This is a genomic window from Brevibacterium sp. S111 (assembly GCF_004745075.1).
Classification (GTDB): domain Bacteria; phylum Actinomycetota; class Actinomycetes; order Actinomycetales; family Brevibacteriaceae; genus Brevibacterium.
This window is the reverse complement of sequence record NZ_RHFH01000010.1, coordinates 182762-200179: the sequence shown is the minus strand read 5'-3', so window position 1 is coordinate 200179 and position 17418 is coordinate 182762. Positions and strand designations below refer to the sequence as shown.

Sequence of the window (17418 nt, the reverse complement as noted above, 5' to 3'; positions counted from 1 at the left end):
CAACGGCAGACTCGAGCATCTACGCGGGTCCGCGCTGGGATTCCGCAACCTCACGCATTACATCGCGAGGTGTCTGCTCGAGTCCGGTGGCTTCAGACCGGTTCTACACTCTCAATTACGATGAGCCGTCAAAGTGCTCGAAGACCGCTCCGACGACGGGTCCTACTACGGGCAGATCGCGATTGCGATCCTCGTCCTCCCGGACCTCGCTGCGGTCGCCTTCATCACGATCGCAGGCGAAGAGCCGCCGAGTCCCTGGGCGTTCGCGCTCGTCCTGATCGTTCCCGTGGTCTGGGTGCTGCGACGGCTCCTCGACCGCGTCGGACGCGGTGAGCTGCTCGTGCTCTTCGGCGTCGTCATGTCCTTGGGGCCCGGCTATGTCGCCTTCGAATCAGTCGGCATCCACGGCGACCTCGGAGCCCTGGTGCTCGGACTTCTCTTCTCCACCCACCCGCGAGCCGTGGAGATGTCGAAGTCGCTGTTCAGCGTCAAAGAGCTCTTCCTCGTCGGGTTCTTCGTCGTCATCGGGCTCCAAGCGGTCCCCACCTGGTCGGATCTCCTCATGGCGCTGGCCCTGTGCGTCGTGCTGCTGCCGTTCAACTTCGCGAGCTTCTACCTCATGGGTCGCCTCTTCGGCCTGCGCAACCGCACCAGCGTGCGCACCAGCCTGGCCCTGAGCAACTTCTCCGAATTCGCACTCATCGTCGTCGCCGTCGGAGTCGACAACGGACTCTTCGAGGACAACTGGCTGACCATCACCGCCCTCGCCGTGGCGTTGGGGATGATCGGCTCCTCCCTGGCGAACGCCTACAGCCTCCAGATCGTCGCGAAGCTCGACGCGATTCTGCCGGACGAGAACGAGAGCCGGCTGCGGGCGAACGATCGGCCGCTCGACACCGGAGATGCGGAGGTCGTCGTCCTCGGCATGGGCCGCATCGGTCGCGGAGCCTACGAGCGCTTCGTCGAACGCGGCGACCGGAGCGTCATCGGCATCGACAACGACCACACAGTCATCGAAGCCCTGCACGCCGACGAGTTCACAGTGCTCGAAGGCGACGCCACAGACCACGAATTCTGGCACCGCCTCGTCGTCGGCGGCAGCGCCCACACCGTCGTCCTCGCCATGGCGCTGCACGACTCGAACACCTTCGCTCTCGAACAGCTGCGCATCGCCGGCTTCCCCGGGACCATCGCCGCGGTCGTCCAACGTCCCGATCAGGCCGAGCACTTCGCCCGTGCCGGGGTCCACGCGGTGATCAACATCTACAGCGGGTCCGGAGCGGCCGTCGCCGATGCCGCGATCGACAGCCACGAAGACGACTGTCGGAAGTGACAGCGGGCTGCCGGCAGTGACAGCGATACTTGCGGATCGGTCGGCCGGCAGGGGCGGACGGTTCGCCTCAGTCGGCAAGATCACAGCGGCGAGGCCGCCGATCGGCTTTGCGACGGGCGGTGTGCACCCGCTAAGATAGACAGCTGTTGTGCCTGCACCCTAAAGGCGGTCGGTGCGAGCGGATCTCGACGCTCAATCCCTCTTTCCCATCCGGGGAAACAACGGTTGCGACTCGGGCGGGAACCGATGGCCGGTCGTGACGAATCATTTTGATGAAAGGTAACCAAGTGCCAGCACCAGCACGTAATCGCCGGATGACGCGCGTCTCGCGCGCCCTCGGCCTTGCTCTGACACCTAAGGCAGAGAAGTATTTCGAGCGTCGCCCCTATCCTCCGGGCGAGCATGGCCGTGCTCGCCGTCGCAACGACAGCGACTACTCGGTCCGTCTCAAGGAGAAGCAGCGTCTGCGCGCGCAGTACGGCATCCGTGAGGCGCAGATGCTCAAGACCTACAAGGAAGCCGCACGTCTGCCGGGTCTGACCGGTGAGACCATGGTCGAGCTCCTCGAAATGCGTCTCGACGCCCTCGTTCTGCGCTCCGGCTTCGCCCGCACCATGGCGCAGGCCCGTCAGTTCGTCGTCCACCGCCACATCACGGTCGACGGACAGCGCGTGGACCGTCCCTCCTTCCGCGTCAAGGAAGGCCAGACCATCCAGGTGCATGAGCGTTCGGCCTCGATGGATCCGTTCCAGGTCGCCGCTGCCGGCGGACACAAGGATGTCCTGCCCGCGGTTCCCGGTTACCTCAACGTCAATCTCGAAGGCCTGCAGGCCACTCTGCTGCGCACTCCGAAGCGCGAAGAGGTGCCCGTGACCTGTGACGTTCAGCTCGTCGTCGAGTTCTACTCGCGCTGATCGGCTGAGCCAGGCCACGAGCCGCCGCGACTGCCCGGGACCGCTGGTTCCGGGCAGTCGTGCATTCACCCGCTGGTGACCACGACCAGTCGAGGCGACGCCCCCGGCGGGGGCGGCTTATCATCTGCGAAGAGTGCAGAGATCCGCTCCCGGTTCCCCGGCACGCCGCTCGACCTCGCATATTGTGGTCGAGCCATTAAACTAGTCCCTGTTAAGTGCGGGTACGCACGAGTAAGTGCGGGTACGCACGAGTAAGTGCGGTCACGCACGGGCAATACGTGAAAGGTCTTGGATTGAAGACGGCAGAGATCAAGCAACGCTGGTTGGACTACTTCGAAGCGAACGGGCACACCGTGGTCCCCTCGGCGTCGGTGATCAGCTCCGATCCGTCCATCCTGTTCAACATCGCAGGCATGGTCCAGTTCATCCCCTACCTCACCGGCCGGGAACCCGCACCATTCAACCGCGCCACCAGTGTGCAGAAGTGTGTGCGCACCGCCGATATCGAAGAGGTCGGCAAGACGACGCGCCACGGTACGTTCTTCCAGATGAACGGCAACTTCTCCTTCGGCGACTACTTCAAACGCGATGCCATCAAGTTCGCCTGGTCACTGCTGACGAACCCCGTCGCTGAGGGCGGCCTGGGCTTCGACCCCGAACTGCTGTGGGCGACCGTCCACGAGGACGACACCGAGACCATCGACATGTGGCTGGAGGAGACCTCCATCCCGCGTGCGCGCATTCAGCTGCGCGACAGCGAAGACAACTTCTGGCACACCGGCCAGCCCGGCCCCGGCGGCTACTGCTCGGAGATCTACTTCGACCGCGGTCCCGACTACGGCGTCGAAGGCGGCCCTGTGGCCGATGAAGACCGCTACATCGAGATCTGGAACCTCGTGTTCATGGAGTTCGAACTCTCCGAGGTGCGCTCGAAGGTCGATTTCGACATCGCCGGGGACCTGCCCGCGAAGAACATCGACACCGGTATGGGACTCGAGCGCGTGGCGTTCCTGCTCCAGGGTGTGGAGAACATGTATGAGATCGACGAAGTGTTCCCCGTCATCGAAGTCGCCAGCCGCCTCTCCGGCCGCGAGTACGGAGCAGACGAACACGCCGATGTGCAGATGCGCGTCGTCGCCGACCACGTCCGTTCGGCTCTCATCATCATCGGCGACGGAGTCCGCCCCGGAAACGAAGGCCGCGGCTACATCCTCCGCCGACTGCTCCGCCGTGCCGTGCGCGCGATGCGGCTGCTCGGTGTCAAGGACGAGGTCCTGCCCGAGCTGCTGCCCGTGTCCATGCAGGCGATGAAGCTGTCCTACCCCGAACTCGAAACCGACTTCGACCGGATCTCCCGGGTCGCCTACGCCGAGGAGAAGGCGTTCCTGCGCACACTGGAATCCGGCACCCAACTGTTCGCGAACGCCGCCGATTCGCTCACCGGACCCGAGAAGACCATCAGCGGCGACATCGCCTTCGCCCTCCACGACACACACGGCTTCCCCATCGACCTCACCATGGAGATGGCCGCCGAGGCGGGACTCAACGTCGACGAGACCGGGTTCCGTGAGCTCATGAGCGAGCAGCGCACCCGTGCGAAGGCCGATGCGAAGGCGAAGAAGGGCGGCGGGCACACCGACCTGTCCGCCTACTCCGCTCTGCTCGACGAAGGCAGCAGCGAATTCGTCGGCTACGACAGGCTCGAAGCCGATTCGCGGGTCCGCGGCATCGTCGCAGACGGGGTCGCCACCGAGGTGCTCACCGCCGGCCAGAGCGCCGACGTCGTCCTCGACCTCACCCCGTTCTACGCCGAATCCGGCGGCCAGCGCGCCGACGTCGGCCTCATCTCCGGGCACCGTTTCACCGCCCGCGTCACCGATGTGCAGAACCCGGTCAAGGGACTGCCCGCCCACCGTGTCGAGGTCATCGACGGTGAACTCCACGTCGGAGACGAGGTGCTCGCCGCCGTCGACCACGACCACCGGTTCCTGGGCGCCCAGGCTCATACCGCCACCCACCTCGTCCACGCTGCGCTGCGCGAGATCCTCGGCAACCACGCCGTGCAGGCGGGTTCGCTCAACCAACCCGGCTACATGCGCTTCGACTACTCCTTCCCCGAAGCCCCGAGCCCGCAGATGCGGGCCGAGATCGAAGAGGTCGCCAACCTCGCCGTGCGTTCGAACTACGAAGTCGGAACCGAATACATGCCCTTCGACGCGGCGAGGAAGTCCGGCGCCATGGCCCTGTTCGGTGAGAAGTACCCGAACGTGGTGCGCGTCGTCGACATCGGCGGGCCCTTCTCCCGCGAACTCTGCGGCGGCACCCACGTCGGAGCATCGGCCGAGGTCGGACCGATCTCCGTGCTCTCCGAAGCCTCCGTGGGATCGGGAGTCCGCCGCATCGAAGCCGCCGTCGGCATGGATGCCTTCCGCTCGCTGGCCGCCGAACGCACGATCGTGTCCTCACTGTCCGAAATGCTCAAGGTTCCCGGCACCGACGTCACCTCGCGGGTCTCGGACCTCATGAGCCGACTCAAGGACGCGGAGAAGGAGATCGCCCGCCTCAACGCACAGCAGCTGCTCGCCTCGGCCGGGAAGTACCTCGACGAGGCGCAGACCGTCGGTGACACCCTCTTCGTCGTCGCCGAGCTCGGCGATGTCTCCAACGCCGGTGACATCCGCACCGTCGTCACCGAGCTGCGCGGCCGCGTCAACGATCGGCAGGCCGTGGTCCTCGGGCTGGGTGTGAGCAACGGCAAACCCGTCGTCGTCATCGCCACCACCGAAAAGGCCCGCACCGCCAGTCTGCAGGCGGGCAAGCTCGTCTCCCTGGCCTGCAGCGAACTCGGCGGCGGAGGCGGCGGCCGGCCCGACCTCGCCCAGGGCGGCGGCAGCGACTCCACAGCGATCCCGGCCGCCATCGCGGCCGTCAAGGCGGCCATCCAGTGAGTTTCCGCCGAGGTCGCCGCCTGGGCCTCGACATCGGTTCGGTGCGGATCGGGGTCGCCTCCTGCGACCCCGACGGCATCCTCGCGACTCCGCTCTGCGTCGTCCGTCGCAAGGACGAACCGGCGGCATTGAAGGAGCTGCGCGAACTCGTCGAGGAATACGAACCCATCGAACTCCTCGCCGGTGACCCGAAGTCCCTCGACGGGGCTGCCCGCGCGGCGGCCGCCTCGGCGCTGGAATTCGCCCGCAAGGTCGCCGCCGCCACCGACACACCCGTCCGCCTCATCGACGAACGGTTCACGACCGTCGAAGCCCACCACGCCCTGGCTGCGGCCGGGAAATCCGTGCGTCAGCGGCGCGAGATCGTCGACGCCCAAGCCGCCGTCATCATCCTGCAGAACGCCCTCGAGTTCGAACACAACACCGGTGTCCCCGCCGGACGCGAGATGCCCGACGAGGAGAGTGAGCAATGAACCCGTTCCCTGGCGAGTTCTCAGCAGATGAAGGACTGACCCGTTCAGAGATCAAGGCGAAGGCGCGGCGGCGGATGATGCGCCGGCGGCGGACGACGACGATCATCGTCATCTGCGTCCTCGTCTTCGGCATCGGCGGATTCTTCGGGGTCAAGGCTGCCGGAGGAGTCTTCGACGACCTCTTCGGCCCCAAAGGCGACTACGAAGGCCAGGGCACCAACGAGGTGTCCATTGAGATCGCCCCCGGTTCCTCTGCGCGCACCGTGGCCAACCAACTCGTCGAAGAGGGCGTGATCATGAACTCGGGTCCCTTCCTCGACGAAGTCGAACGCCGGGATGCGACCATCCAGGCCGGCACGTGGACGATGCGGGAGAAGATGAGCTCGAAGGCCGCGGTCGAAGCGCTCATCAATCCCATCGCCCCACCGAAGATCACGGTCGCCGAAGGCAAGCAGGTCGAGGAGATCAAGGCGATCATGATCGAATCGGGGATGAATGCCGACGAGGTCGACAAAGCCCTCGACGACAAGACCCCGAAGGACTACGGCCTCGACATCGACGCCGAGAGTCTCGAAGGCTACCTCTATCCGGCGACCTACGAAATGAATAAGACGAAGACCGCCGAGGATGTCGTCCAGGAGATGGTCGACAAGACCGAAGCCGAACTCGACGACCTCGGCATCGAGGCCAAGGACGCCAATCGCATCCTCACCCTGGCCAGCCTCGTGGAGAAGGAATCCCCGGGCGATGAAGAGGTGCGCAGGAAAGTCGCCCGTGTGTTCCTCAACCGGATCTCGGACAAGTCGAAGACCGGCGGGCTGCTGCAGTCCGATGCCACCGTCGCCTACATCCACGGCGCCCGGTCGGACCTGACGACGACGAAGGAAGAGCGTCAGTCGGATTCGCCGTACAACACGTACAAGAAGAAGGGGCTGCCGCCCGGACCGATCAACGCCCCGAGCGAGGGCGCGGTGGAGGCCGCACTCAACCCGGCAGACGGTGATTGGCAGTTCTTCGTGGCCACGAACCCGGACACGGGGGAGACGAAGTTCGCGAACACCTACGACGAACACCAGAAGAACGTCGAGATCTACCGGAAATGGCTCAAAGAGCACAACTCCGACGGCGGCAAGGAATGAGGATTCGCGCCGCGGTGCTGGGATCGCCGATCGCGCATTCGAAGTCACCGCTGCTGCACCGCAGCGCCTTCGCCGCCCTCGGCCTGGGCACGAGCGAGTACTCCCGACACGAACTCGTCGCCGATGAGCTCGAGGCGTTCCTCGACGCTCATCCCGAGCACACGGGATTCTCGCTGACGATGCCGCTCAAGGACCGCCTCGTGACCTTAGCCGCCGAACGAGGCTGGTCGATCGATGACACGGCCGCTCTCACCGGAGCCGGCAACACCCTCGTGCGCACCGGAGACGAGACGGCGGTGGCGAACACGGATGTGCGCGGCATCGTCAGGGCCATCGCCCCGCACCTGAGTGCGGGACGGAACCACGATGTCACCCGGGAGAGCAGCGCGGGAACCGGACGAGCGACGATCCTCGGTGCCGGGGCCACGGCCGCCTCGGCGCTGGTGGCCTGCCGCGATCTCGGCATCGCCCATGTCGACTTCCGCGTCCGCAGACCCGACCGAGCCGGCCGGGTCCTCGACCTCGCCGCTCGGCTCGGTCTGACCGCCTCGGTGGGAGGCCTGGACCGGATCGATCCGTCAGCGGTCGTCATCTCCACTCTGCCCGCCGAGGCGGCCCCCGAACCGGTCTGGGGCGGACCCCGCGCGGATTGGGGTGGGGTGGCTCTCGACGTCGCCTACGCCGCGGATTCGGCGTTCCTCGCCGCAGCCGCAGCCCACGGACTGCACCCGGTCATCGGCACGGCGATGCTCGTCGAACAGGCTGTGGCCCAGTTCGAGATGTTCTTCGACGCCGCCGCGGCGACGGGCACCGACGAAGCCGGCGTGCAGCTGCCGGCGGGACCGGAACTGCTGGAGCGGATCGCGGACGCGATGTACGCTGCCCTGGCGGAGTCTCCCGCCCGGTCCCGGAACTGAGCGGAGGAGACGGTGGAGGCCGGGGTGCTGCACGGAATGGTCACTGGACTCACGGTCCTCACCGCTTTGGCCGTCGGCCTCCTGCTCGCCCGGACCCCGCGATTCTGGCTCCACGATGACAGCCATCTGGCCCGGTGGCGAGCCTTCCGGATCCCGCACGGACCCTGGCCGGTGCTGGTCGGAATCCTCATCGCCGTCGGTGCCGCCGGAGTCTTCCAGCTCACCGTGCTCGCACCGGTCACCGGATGGGCCGCCTCGGCGCCGCTCAGCGCGACAACGCTGACCGCTGTGCATCCGAACTCGGCCGACCTCATCGTCTCGGGCCTGTTCCTCGGACTCGCCGCAGGCGTCACACCATTCCTCATCCTCGCTGATGTCATCGTGCGCCGGCTGCCCGACCGGATCGTCTACCCGACGATGCTGGCCGGTGCGGCCCTGCTCATCGTCGGCTCCGTGAGCGGGCAGATGCGGTTCTGGTTCACCGCATTCTTCGCCGGTCTCCTCGCCCTCGTGCTCTTCGGTCTCCTCCATCTGCTCGGGCGGGTGCTGCGAACCCAGACGATGGGCCTCGGGGACGTCAAACTCGCGTTCCTCGTCTTCGCCGTCGCCGGACTCTATGACCCGTGGGCGCCGCCGCTGGTCCTTGTCGTGATGATGCTCATCGCCGGCGTGTGGGCGCTCATCGGAGCGATTCGAGCCCGGCGTCTGCGCGGGGTGACGATCGCTTTCGGACCGGCGATGCTATCCGGGATGTGGCTGGGGTCGGTGCTCGCTCCAATCCTTTTGTAGAATCGGTGGAATGTTGAGATGGCTGACTGCAGGCGAATCCCACGGCGAGGCGCTGACCGGGATCATTGAGGGGCTTCCGGCCCATGTACCGATCACCAGAGACGATATCCGCGCGAGCCTGGCTCGCCGCCGACTCGGCTACGGCCGCGGCGCTCGGATGAAGTTCGAAGCCGACGAGGTGAGGCTCCTCGGCGGCGTCCGCCACGGCGAGACCCTCGGCTCACCCGTGGCCATCGAGGTCGGGAATACGGAATGGCCGAAATGGGAGTCCGTGATGAGCGCCGGCCCCGTCGACGCAGCCGAACTCGAAGGACTGGCCCGCAACGCACCGCTGACCCGTCCCCGTCCCGGCCACGCCGACATCGTCGGCATGCAGAAGTACGGCTTCGACGAAGCCCGTCCGGTGCTCGAACGCGCGTCCGCCCGCGAAACCGCGATGCGCGTGGCCCTGGGCACCGTGGCCGCGAACTTCCTCGGTGAACTCGGCATCACCCTCGTCTCCCACACCGTGGCCATCGGCGGAGCCGAACACGACTCCGAGGCCGTGCCCGATCTGCCCACCGCCGCCGACGTCGACGACCTCGACGCCGATCCGGTGCGCTGCTTCGATCCCGCACTGTCGGCGGCGATGGTTGCTGAGATCGACACGGCGAAGAAGGCCGGGGACACGCTCGGGGGAGTCGTCGAGGTCCTCGCCTACGACCTGCCGCCGGGGCTCGGCTCCCATGTTCACTGGGACCGCCGGCTCGACTCCCGCCTGGCTGGAGCCCTCATGGGCATCCAGGCGATCAAGGGAGTCGAAGTCGGTGACGGCTTCCTCACCACGAAGCGTCCCGGTTCGCAGGCCCATGACGAACTCGAAGTCGGCCCCGATGGCTTCCGCCGCGGCAGCAACCGTGCCGGAGGCACCGAAGGCGGAATGTCGACCGGCGGGCCGTTGCGGGTGCGTGCCGGAATGAAGCCGATCGCCACGGTGCCGCGTGCCCTGTCGACCGTCGACGTCGAGACCGGCGAGGCGGCGAAGGCGAACCACCAGCGCTCCGATGTCTGCGCGGTCCCCGCCGCCGGAGTCGTCGCCGAAGCGATGGTCGCGCTCGTCCTCGCCGAGGCCGTGGTCGAGAAGTTCGGAGGCGACTCCGTCGCCGAGACGAAGCGGAATCTGGACGCCTACGCAGCGGCGATTCCGGAGAACCTTCGCATCGGGCGATGAACCAGGCCCCGCTCCCGAAACCGGTTCCGCCGTTGGAACCGGTTCCCGCCGCGCTCTCGCGCATCGTGCTCTCCGGACCGCCGGCAGCCGGAAAGTCGACGATCGGTCGGCTGCTGGCCGACCGGCTCGGACTGCCGCTGACGGACACCGATGCGAATATCGTCGAGAAGTACGGGGTCATCTCCGAGATCTTCGTCGAGCGCGGAGAAGACCACTTCCGTCGGATCGAGCGCGAGGTCGTGCGCCGGGCCCTGCGGCGACTGCTCGACCGGCCGGGCATCGTGTCCCTCGGCGGAGGAGCGATCCTCAACTCGGGCACCCGTGCCCAGCTGCTCCACCCGGCGATCAAGGTCGTGCACGTCGATATCGATGTCGACACGGTGTCTCAGCGCCTGACCGCCCCGCATCGTCCGCTGCTGCGCGGAGCCGGCACGGCGGTGGAGAACTGGCTGGCGCTGGTGGAGGAACGCGAACCGTATTACGAACAAGTCGCGACCTTTCGCGTCCAGGCCTCGAACTCTCCGCCGTCGACGGTGGTCAACCGTGTCGTCGATGTGCTCACCGGTCTGCAGCGGGCCGAAGAATACGCGAAGTACGCTCACCTCGATGACGACGGCAGCAGCGGGGCGCACGGGGAGTAGGCCGCCGGCGTCGTCGCACCCGCTGAGCGCCCGCGGGATGAGACGTTGCCCACCACGAGCGCGGGACTCCTCGCCCGCACCCGCCCCGCAGGGCTAGGCTGAGACGGGGCCGGTGCCGCATCGGACACCGGACGAAGAAGACGCTGAGAACGATCAGAAAGACGGACGAATGAGCCTCACACGCATCAATGTGGACGCCGGTGGAACCTACCCGGTCCTCGTCGGCCAGGGACTGCTCGGCGAACTGCCCGGGCTGCTGGGCAATCGAGTCGAGAAGGTCCTCGTCATCCACCCGCGTGCCCTGCGCACCACCGGTGAGAGCGTCCGCGACGACCTCGCCGCCGCCGGTCTCGAGGCTGTGGCCGCGGAGATCCCGGATGCCGAAGAAGCCAAGCACGTTCAGGTCGCGGCCTTCTGCTGGCAGGTGCTCGGTCAGTCCGACTTCACTCGCACCGATGCCATCGTCACCGTCGGCGGGGGAGCCGTGAGCGATCTCGGCGGCTTCGTCGCCGCCACCTGGCTGCGCGGCATCCGCGTCGTCCACATCCCCACCACCGTGCTCGGCATGGTCGACGCCGCAGTCGGCGGCAAGACCGGCATCAACACGGCCGAAGGCAAGAACCTCGTCGGGTCATTCCACGCCCCGGCCGGAGTGCTCGTCGACCTCGACACCCTGGGCACCCTGCCGGAGAACGAGCTCTTCACCGGACTCGCCGAGGTGGTCAAGACCGGCTTCATCGCCGACAAGTCCATCCTCGATCTCATCTCCTCCCACTCGAAAGAGGAGATCGGTGATGTGCAGGGTCCGGTGCTGCGTGAACTCATCGAACGCTCCATCCGCGTCAAGGCCGAAGTCGTCTCCGGCGACTTCAAGGAATCCGGCCATCGGGAGATCCTCAACTACGGACACACCCTCGGACACGCGATCGAACACAAAGAGCGCTACCAGTGGCGGCACGGGGCCGCGGTGTCCGTGGGCATGGTCTTCGCCGCCGAGGTCGCCTCGATGGTCAAGAGCCTCCCGTATGAAATCGTCGACCTCCACCGGGAGCTTCTGAGCAAGCTCGGCCTGCCCACCGGCTACCGCTCGGATGTGTGGCCGCAGCTGCTGGACACGATGAAGCGAGACAAGAAGGCCCGCGGAGCAATGCTGCGCATGGTGCTGCTGAGCGGAATCGGAGATCCGAGCACCGTCGAGATCCCCGACGCTTCGATCCTCTTCACCGCCTACCAGGAGGTCGGTGAGAGCGCACCGACGGTCTCGCTGCGCACCGACCTCGGCTGACAGCACAGCCCGGCCCCGGACCGAGCACGGCCTGGGCACTCAACCGAAAGCCTGCGCAACACCCGCTCCGGCCCTCGGATGGAAGCCGCTCTGCGAGCTTGCTAGAATTGCCCAGTGGCGCATTCGTCGACCCTCAGCAGAGGGTCGCGCACGGCGCCGGCCAACTGCGATCACCGCTCGGTGATCTGGACTGAAGCGAAGAAGGACGAATTAGTGGCGACAACGAACGACCTGAAGAACGGCCTCGTGCTCAACCTCGACAACCAGCTGTGGCAGGTGCTGGAGTTCCAGCACGTCAAGCCCGGCAAGGGTCCGGCGTTCGTTCGCACCAAGCTCAAGAGCGTGACCTCCGGCAAGATCATCGACAAGACCTTCAACGCCGGCACCAAGGTCGAGACCGCCAATGTCGACCGCCGCGACATGCAGTACCTCTACCATGACGGCACCGACTACGTCTTCATGGACGCCGAGGACTACGATCAGGTTCCGATCTCGCCCGAGCTCGTCGGCGATGCGGCGAACTACATGCTCGAGAACCAGCAGCTGCAGGTCTCGTTCCACGAAGGCACCCCTCTGTCCGTTGAGCTGCCGCCGTCGGTGGAACTGAGCATCACCCACACCGAACCCGGTCTGCAGGGCGACCGTTCGACCGGTGGTTCGAAGCCCGCGACGCTCGAGACGGGCTACGAGATCCAGGTTCCGCTGTTCCTCGAAGAGGGCACCAAGGTCAAGGTCGACACCCGCACCGGCGATTACCTCGGACGCGTCAAGTAAGTGGCGTCCGCACGAACCCGAGCCCGTCGCAGGGCTCTCGAGCTGCTCTTCGAAGCCGGGCAGCGTCGACTGGCCATGGACGAACTCGTCACGATGCGGTCGAACGACCCCGACTATCCGATGAAGGAATACGCGGTCGAGATCGTTCGAGGCATCACCGAGAAGCAGGCGGAGATCGACGAGATCATCTCCACCCATTCTCAGGGCTGGACGCTGGACCGTATGCCCGCAGTCGACCGATCCCTGCTCGAGATCGGCACCTGGGAGCTGCTGTTCAACGATGACGTCCCCGACAAGGTGGCCATCGACGAAGCCGTGTCCCTGGCACGGCAGTTCTCCACGGATGACTCACCGAACTTCGTCTCGGGTCTGCTCTCACGCATCCTCGACGTCAAACCGACGCTCATCTGAGTCGGCGGGTCCGGACTCCGGACCCGCCCACCAGCGTGAGAAGCGCTGGGTCTACAATCGAATCGAACCACTCCTTTAACCACCGTCCGGAGAGGCGGAGAAGGGGAAGCATGACACAGCGAACAGTGCTGGACGCAGCCGATATATCGCGGGCGATCACGCGGATTGCCCATGAGATCATCGAATCCAACAAGGGCAGCGACGACTTGGTCCTCCTCGGCATCCCACGCCGCGGAGTCCCGCTGGCCCTCCGGCTCGCCGAGGCGATCGCCTCGATCTCGGGACGCCCGGAAGCCGCGACCGAACTCGCCGGCAGCCTCGACATCACGATGTACCGCGATGACCTGCGCGGCGGCTCCTACCGGGCACCCGAACCGACCTCGATCCCGGCATCAGGAATCGATGCGAAGACCGTCGTCCTCGTCGACGATGTGCTCTTCTCCGGCCGCACCATCCGTGCCGGACTCGACGCCCTGGCCGATGTCGGCCGTCCCGCGAAGGTCCGCCTCGCCGTCCTCGTCGACCGCGGCCACCGGGACCTGCCGATCCGCGCCGACCATGTGGGCAAGAACCTGCCGACCTCGAGCAGCGAACGCGTCAACGTCAGCCTGGACGAAATCGACGGATCGGACTCCGTGACCATCTCGGGAGGCCGGGAATGAAGCATCTGCTCGACACCGCCTCCCTGAGCCGTGCGGACGCCATCGGCATCCTCGACATCGCCGAAGAGATGACGCTCGTGTCGGAACGCGAAGTCAAGAAGCTGCCCGTGCTGCGCGGACGCACGGTCGTCAACCTCTTCTTCGAAGACTCCACTCGCACCCGACTGTCCTTCGAGGCCGCCGCCAAACGACTCTCGGCCGATGTGCTCAACTTCTCCGCCAAGGGCTCCTCGGTGTCGAAGGGCGAGAGCCTCCAGGACACCATCCAGACGATCTCCGCGATGGGTGCCGATGCCATCGTCGTCCGCCATGGCGGCGCGGGAACGGCACACCGGCTCGCCCACACCGGATGGATCGACGTGCCCGTCATCAACGCCGGTGACGGCACCCACGAACACCCCACCCAGGCGCTGCTCGACGCATTCACCCTGCGCCGGGCGCTGGCCGGGGTCCCCGCCTCGGGGCCGGTGGCCGGGGGACCGCGGGGGAGAGGCCTCGACGGGGCGAAGGTCGCCATCGTCGGAGACATCCTCCACTCCCGGGTAGCCCGCTCGAACGTCCACCTGTTGGCCCGCCTCGGCGCTGATGTCCACCTCATCGCCCCGCCTACTCTCCTCCCGTGGGGTGTCGAGCACTGGCCGGTGACCGTCCACTTCGACTTCGACGAAGCACTGCGCAGCGAGGACTTCGCGGCCGTGATGATGCTCCGTGTCCAACACGAGCGGATGCACGAATCCTTCTTCCCCAACGAACGCGAATACGCGCGCCTGTGGGGACTGAGCGCCGCGAGGTTCGAGAAGCTGCCCGCCCACACCTTCATCATGCATCCGGGACCGATGAATCGCGGTTTCGAGATCTCCGCTGCCGCAGCGGATTCACCCCGCGCCCTCGTCCTCGACCAAGTCGAGAACGGAGTGAGCGTGCGCATGGCGGTCCTCTACCGTCTGCTGACCGGTCAGGAGGAGACCAATGACTGATTACCTCATCCGCGGAGCCGATGTGCTCGGACGCGGAGTCGCCGACATCGCCGTGTGCGAGGGACGCATCGTCGACCCCGAACTCGTCGCCGGAAGCGATCCCGAGATCGTCGACGCCGCCGGCCTCGTGGCCCTGCCGGGACTCGTCGACATGCACACCCACCTGCGCGAACCCGGCAAAGAAGACGCAGAGACCGTGCTCAGCGGCTCCCGTTCGGCCGCGGCCGGCGGATACACCTGCGTGCACGCCATGGCGAACACCGCACCGGTGGCCGACACGGCCGGCGTCGTCGAACAGGTGCACCGCCTCGGGCGAGCCGCCGGCTTCACCGAAGTCGTGCCCGTCGGCGCCGTCACCACCGGGCTCGAAGGCAAGCAGCTCGCGGAACTCGGCGCGATGGCCCGCTCAGAAGCGCGCGTGCGGATGTTCTCCGACGACGGGATCTGCGTCTCGGACCCGTTGCTCATGCGCCGCGCGCTCGAATACGTCAAGACCTTCGACGGGATCATCGCCCAGCACGCTCAGGAGCCGCGCCTGACCGAAGGTGCGCAGATGAATGAGGGCACCGTCTCCGCCGAGCTCGGACTGCCCGGCTGGCCGGCCGTGGCCGAGGAGTCGATCATCGCCCGCGATGTGCTCCTGGCCGAACACGTCGGCTCGCGCCTGCACATCTGCCATGCCTCGACCGCCGGCAGCGTCGACCTCATCCGCTGGGCCAAGTCGAGGGGAGTGGCGGTCACCGCCGAGGTGACTCCGCACCACCTCATGCTCACCGACGAACTCGTGCGGAGCTTCGACCCCGTCTTCAAGGTCAACCCTCCGCTGCGCACGGATGCCGATGTCCAGGCGCTGCGCGAAGCACTGGCCGACGGCACCATCGACGTCGTCGGCACCGACCACGCCCCGCACACCGCCGAACACAAATGCAGCGAATGGACCGCAGCGGCCATGGGCATGGTCGGCATGGAGACCGCCTTGTCGATCGTCGTCGAAGCCATGCGCGAGCACGACTTCGACTTCGGCGATGTCGCCCGCGTGATGTCGGCGACACCGGCACGCATCACCGGTGCCTCCGGACACGGCAGCCTCGCGATCGGCGCGAGTGCCAACATCGTCCTCGTCGACCCCGACGCTCCGCACCGGATCGAACCGTCCGCTCACGCGACGAAGGGACGCAACAACCCCTTCGACGGTCTCGAAGTCAGGGCACGGATCACCGACACCTTCTTCTACGGCCACCGGGTTCTGGCCGCAGGGGCACTCACCACACCCCACCCGGCAGGAGCAACATGGACCGATCAGTAGGCACCCTCATCGTCGCCGTCGTCATCGTCGTCGTGATCATCGCGATCGCGTGGGGATGGAGCCGACGCAAGCAGTCCCAGTCAGAGGTCGTGACCCCGCCGAAGCCGCACATGGGCATCACCCCCGTGGCCGATCCCGTCGAAGGCTCCTATGTCTCGACGACGAAGGCGGGACATCCCCTCGAACGCGTCGCCGTCCACGGCCTGGGCATCCGCACCACCGGCGAACTCGTCATCACCGACGGGGGAGTGATCATGGACCTGGCCGGCCGCGAGGACTTCCTCATCCCGCGCCGCGACATCGTCTCCGTGGACACCACGTCCGGGATGATCGGGAAGTTCGTCGAACGCGGAGGCATCGTCCGCATCACCTGGCGCCTCGGCGACACCCTCGTCGACACGGGTTTCCGTGCCCGTTACGCCGCATCCACCACTTCCACCGTCGACCGCATCCGCGAAATGATCGAAGAGGCACAATGAGCTTTTCCACCACACCCGCCATCCTCATCCTCGAAGACGGCCGGACCTTCCACGGATCCGCGTACGGAGCCATCGGCGAGACGACCGGCGAAGCCGTGTTCGTCACCGCCATGTCCGGTTACCAGGAGACTCTGACAGACCCGTCCTACCACCGGCAGATCATCATCCAGGCCGCCCCGCACATCGGCAACACCGGCATCAACCGCACCGACGACGAATCCGCTCAGATCTGGGCAGCCGGCTACGTCGTCCGCGACGCCTCACGGATCTCGTCGAGCTGGCGCTCCGAAGGCGACCTCGTCGACTGGCTGACCGAGTCCGGAGTCGTCGGCATCAGCGACGTCGACACCCGTGCCCTGACTCGTCACCTGCGCGACAAGGGCGCCATGCGAGTCGGCATCTTCTCCGGACCCGCCGCCGAGGCGCCCGAGACCGAACTGCTCGCCCGGGTCCGGGCCTCCCCGCAGATGGCCGGGGCCAACCTCGTCGACGAAGTCTCGATCACCGAGCCCACGCTCATCCCCGCCCGCGGACAGAAGAAGTTCAGCGTCGCCGCCGTCGACCTCGGAATCAAGTCGATGACACCGGAGCGCCTGACCGAACGCGGCATCGACGTCCACCTCGTGCCGTCGTCGATCAGCTTCGAGGAGATCCAGGCGATCGGCGTCGACGGAGTCTTCTTCTCCAACGGTCCCGGAGACCCCGCTGCCGCCGATGACCAGGTCGAACTGCTGCGAGCCGTGCTCGATGCCGGCCTGCCGTTCTTCGGCATCTGCTTCGGCAACCAGCTGCTCGGCCGTGCCCTGGGCTTCGGCACCTATAAGCTGCCCTTCGGCCACCGCGGCATCAACGTGCCCGTGATGGACCGTACGACGAACAAGGTCGAGATCACCTCGCAGAACCACGGCTTCGCCGTCGACGCACCGCTTGAAGGCGAGACGATCGCTCCGCACAAGGCCGACTACGGTCGTGTCACCGTCTCCCACGTGTGTCTCAACGACGATGTCGTCGAGGGTCTGGCATGCCTCGACATCCCGGCCTTCTCCGTCCAGTTCCATCCCGAGGCCGCGGCCGGCCCGCACGATTCGAGCTACCTGTTCGATCGCTTCGTCGACCTCATGTCCGCTTCCCCGGCCCACCAGGCTGCACAGGCCTAAGGA

At 66.5% G+C, this 17418-nt stretch carries 17 protein-coding genes; all 17 read left to right on the top strand.

Annotation, left to right across the window (positions count from 1 at the left end; genetic code table 11):
- The first annotated feature begins 133 nt into the window (after positions 1–133).
- The 17 genes from EB836_RS13155 (at position 134) to carA (ending at position 17415) form a co-directional block, all read left to right on the top strand.
- Entirely contained in the window at positions 134–1333 is a 1200-nt protein-coding gene (locus EB836_RS13155; protein ID WP_240689957.1) for a cation:proton antiporter family protein, read from the top strand.
- Between the two features lie 314 nt (positions 1334–1647).
- Positions 1648–2247, top strand: coding sequence for a 30S ribosomal protein S4 (rpsD, locus tag EB836_RS13150; RefSeq protein WP_135541113.1), 600 nt, complete (start codon positions 1648–1650; stop codon positions 2245–2247).
- Positions 2248–2540: 293 nt separating this feature from the next.
- The gene (alaS, locus tag EB836_RS13145) at positions 2541–5195 is read left to right on the top strand and encodes an alanine--tRNA ligase (protein WP_135541111.1); all 2655 of its coding nucleotides are present in this window, start codon (positions 2541–2543) and stop codon (positions 5193–5195) included.
- Positions 5192–5668, top strand: a complete 477-nt coding sequence (ruvX, locus tag EB836_RS13140) for a Holliday junction resolvase RuvX (RefSeq protein ID WP_135541109.1) — start codon at positions 5192–5194, stop codon at positions 5666–5668. Before alaS ends, ruvX begins: the two co-directional genes overlap by 4 nt.
- Positions 5665–6807 carry an endolytic transglycosylase MltG gene (gene mltG / locus EB836_RS13135; protein WP_135541107.1) on the top strand — a complete coding sequence of 381 codons (1143 nt, stop codon included), beginning with the start codon at positions 5665–5667 and terminating at the stop codon, positions 6805–6807. The genes ruvX and mltG overlap by 4 nt, the downstream gene beginning before the upstream one ends.
- A complete protein-coding gene (locus EB836_RS13130) occupies positions 6804–7724 on the top strand; it encodes a shikimate dehydrogenase (RefSeq protein WP_135541105.1) in 921 nt (306 codons plus the stop codon). The genes mltG and EB836_RS13130 overlap by 4 nt, the downstream gene beginning before the upstream one ends.
- A 36-nt stretch (positions 7725–7760) precedes the next feature.
- Positions 7761–8513, top strand: coding sequence for a prepilin peptidase (locus tag EB836_RS13125; protein WP_135541103.1), 753 nt, complete (start codon positions 7761–7763; stop codon positions 8511–8513).
- Between the two features lie 10 nt (positions 8514–8523).
- On the top strand, positions 8524–9723 hold the full coding sequence (gene aroC / locus EB836_RS13120; protein ID WP_135541102.1) for a chorismate synthase: 1200 nt from the start codon (positions 8524–8526) through the stop codon (positions 9721–9723).
- Positions 9720–10364: a shikimate kinase gene (locus EB836_RS13115; RefSeq protein WP_135541100.1), complete on the top strand. Its 645-nt coding sequence runs from the start codon at positions 9720–9722 to the stop codon at positions 10362–10364. Before aroC ends, EB836_RS13115 begins: the two co-directional genes overlap by 4 nt.
- 169 nt (positions 10365–10533) lie before the next feature.
- The gene (gene aroB / locus EB836_RS13110; RefSeq protein WP_135541098.1) at positions 10534–11649 is read left to right on the top strand and encodes a 3-dehydroquinate synthase; all 1116 of its coding nucleotides are present in this window, start codon (positions 10534–10536) and stop codon (positions 11647–11649) included.
- Between the two features lie 213 nt (positions 11650–11862).
- Positions 11863–12423: an elongation factor P gene (gene efp, locus EB836_RS13105; protein WP_135541096.1), complete on the top strand. Its 561-nt coding sequence runs from the start codon at positions 11863–11865 to the stop codon at positions 12421–12423.
- On the top strand, positions 12424–12834 hold the full coding sequence (gene nusB, locus EB836_RS13100; RefSeq protein ID WP_135541095.1) for a transcription antitermination factor NusB: 411 nt from the start codon (positions 12424–12426) through the stop codon (positions 12832–12834).
- Positions 12835–12944: 110 nt separating this feature from the next.
- Complete coding sequence (pyrR, locus tag EB836_RS13095) at positions 12945–13496, top strand: bifunctional pyr operon transcriptional regulator/uracil phosphoribosyltransferase PyrR (RefSeq protein ID WP_135541093.1); 552 nt, start codon at positions 12945–12947, stop codon at positions 13494–13496.
- A complete protein-coding gene (locus EB836_RS13090; RefSeq protein WP_135541092.1) occupies positions 13493–14473 on the top strand; it encodes an aspartate carbamoyltransferase catalytic subunit in 981 nt (326 codons plus the stop codon). The genes pyrR and EB836_RS13090 overlap by 4 nt, the downstream gene beginning before the upstream one ends.
- Positions 14466–15779, top strand: coding sequence for a dihydroorotase (locus EB836_RS13085; protein ID WP_135541090.1), 1314 nt, complete (start codon positions 14466–14468; stop codon positions 15777–15779). Before EB836_RS13090 ends, EB836_RS13085 begins: the two co-directional genes overlap by 8 nt.
- Positions 15764–16258, top strand: coding sequence for a hypothetical protein (locus tag EB836_RS13080; RefSeq protein ID WP_135541088.1), 495 nt, complete (start codon positions 15764–15766; stop codon positions 16256–16258). Before EB836_RS13085 ends, EB836_RS13080 begins: the two co-directional genes overlap by 16 nt.
- On the top strand, positions 16255–17415 hold the full coding sequence (carA, locus tag EB836_RS13075; RefSeq protein ID WP_135541086.1) for a glutamine-hydrolyzing carbamoyl-phosphate synthase small subunit: 1161 nt from the start codon (positions 16255–16257) through the stop codon (positions 17413–17415). Before EB836_RS13080 ends, carA begins: the two co-directional genes overlap by 4 nt.
- The last annotated feature ends 3 nt before the right edge of the window (positions 17416–17418 follow it).

Bases quoted from the DNA above. Each gene is read 5' to 3' on its own strand.
- rpsD (WP_135541113.1), top strand. From the start codon at position 1,648: ATGACGCGCGTCTCGCGCGCCCTCGGCCTTGCTCTGACACCTAAGGCA.
- mltG (WP_135541107.1), top strand. From the start codon at position 5,665: ATGAACCCGTTCCCTGGCGAGTTCTCAGCAGATGAAGGACTGACCCGT.
- EB836_RS13130 (WP_135541105.1), top strand. From the start codon at position 6,804: ATGAGGATTCGCGCCGCGGTGCTGGGATCGCCGATCGCGCATTCGAAG.
- EB836_RS13125 (WP_135541103.1), top strand. From the start codon at position 7,761: ATGGTCACTGGACTCACGGTCCTCACCGCTTTGGCCGTCGGCCTCCTG.
- aroC (WP_135541102.1), top strand. From the start codon at position 8,524: ATGTTGAGATGGCTGACTGCAGGCGAATCCCACGGCGAGGCGCTGACC.
- EB836_RS13115 (WP_135541100.1), top strand. From the start codon at position 9,720: ATGAACCAGGCCCCGCTCCCGAAACCGGTTCCGCCGTTGGAACCGGTT.
- aroB (WP_135541098.1), top strand. From the start codon at position 10,534: ATGAGCCTCACACGCATCAATGTGGACGCCGGTGGAACCTACCCGGTC.
- pyrR (WP_135541093.1), top strand. From the start codon at position 12,945: ATGACACAGCGAACAGTGCTGGACGCAGCCGATATATCGCGGGCGATC.
- EB836_RS13090 (WP_135541092.1), top strand. From the start codon at position 13,493: ATGAAGCATCTGCTCGACACCGCCTCCCTGAGCCGTGCGGACGCCATC.
- EB836_RS13085 (WP_135541090.1), top strand. From the start codon at position 14,466: ATGACTGATTACCTCATCCGCGGAGCCGATGTGCTCGGACGCGGAGTC.
- EB836_RS13080 (WP_135541088.1), top strand. From the start codon at position 15,764: ATGGACCGATCAGTAGGCACCCTCATCGTCGCCGTCGTCATCGTCGTC.
- carA (WP_135541086.1), top strand. From the start codon at position 16,255: ATGAGCTTTTCCACCACACCCGCCATCCTCATCCTCGAAGACGGCCGG.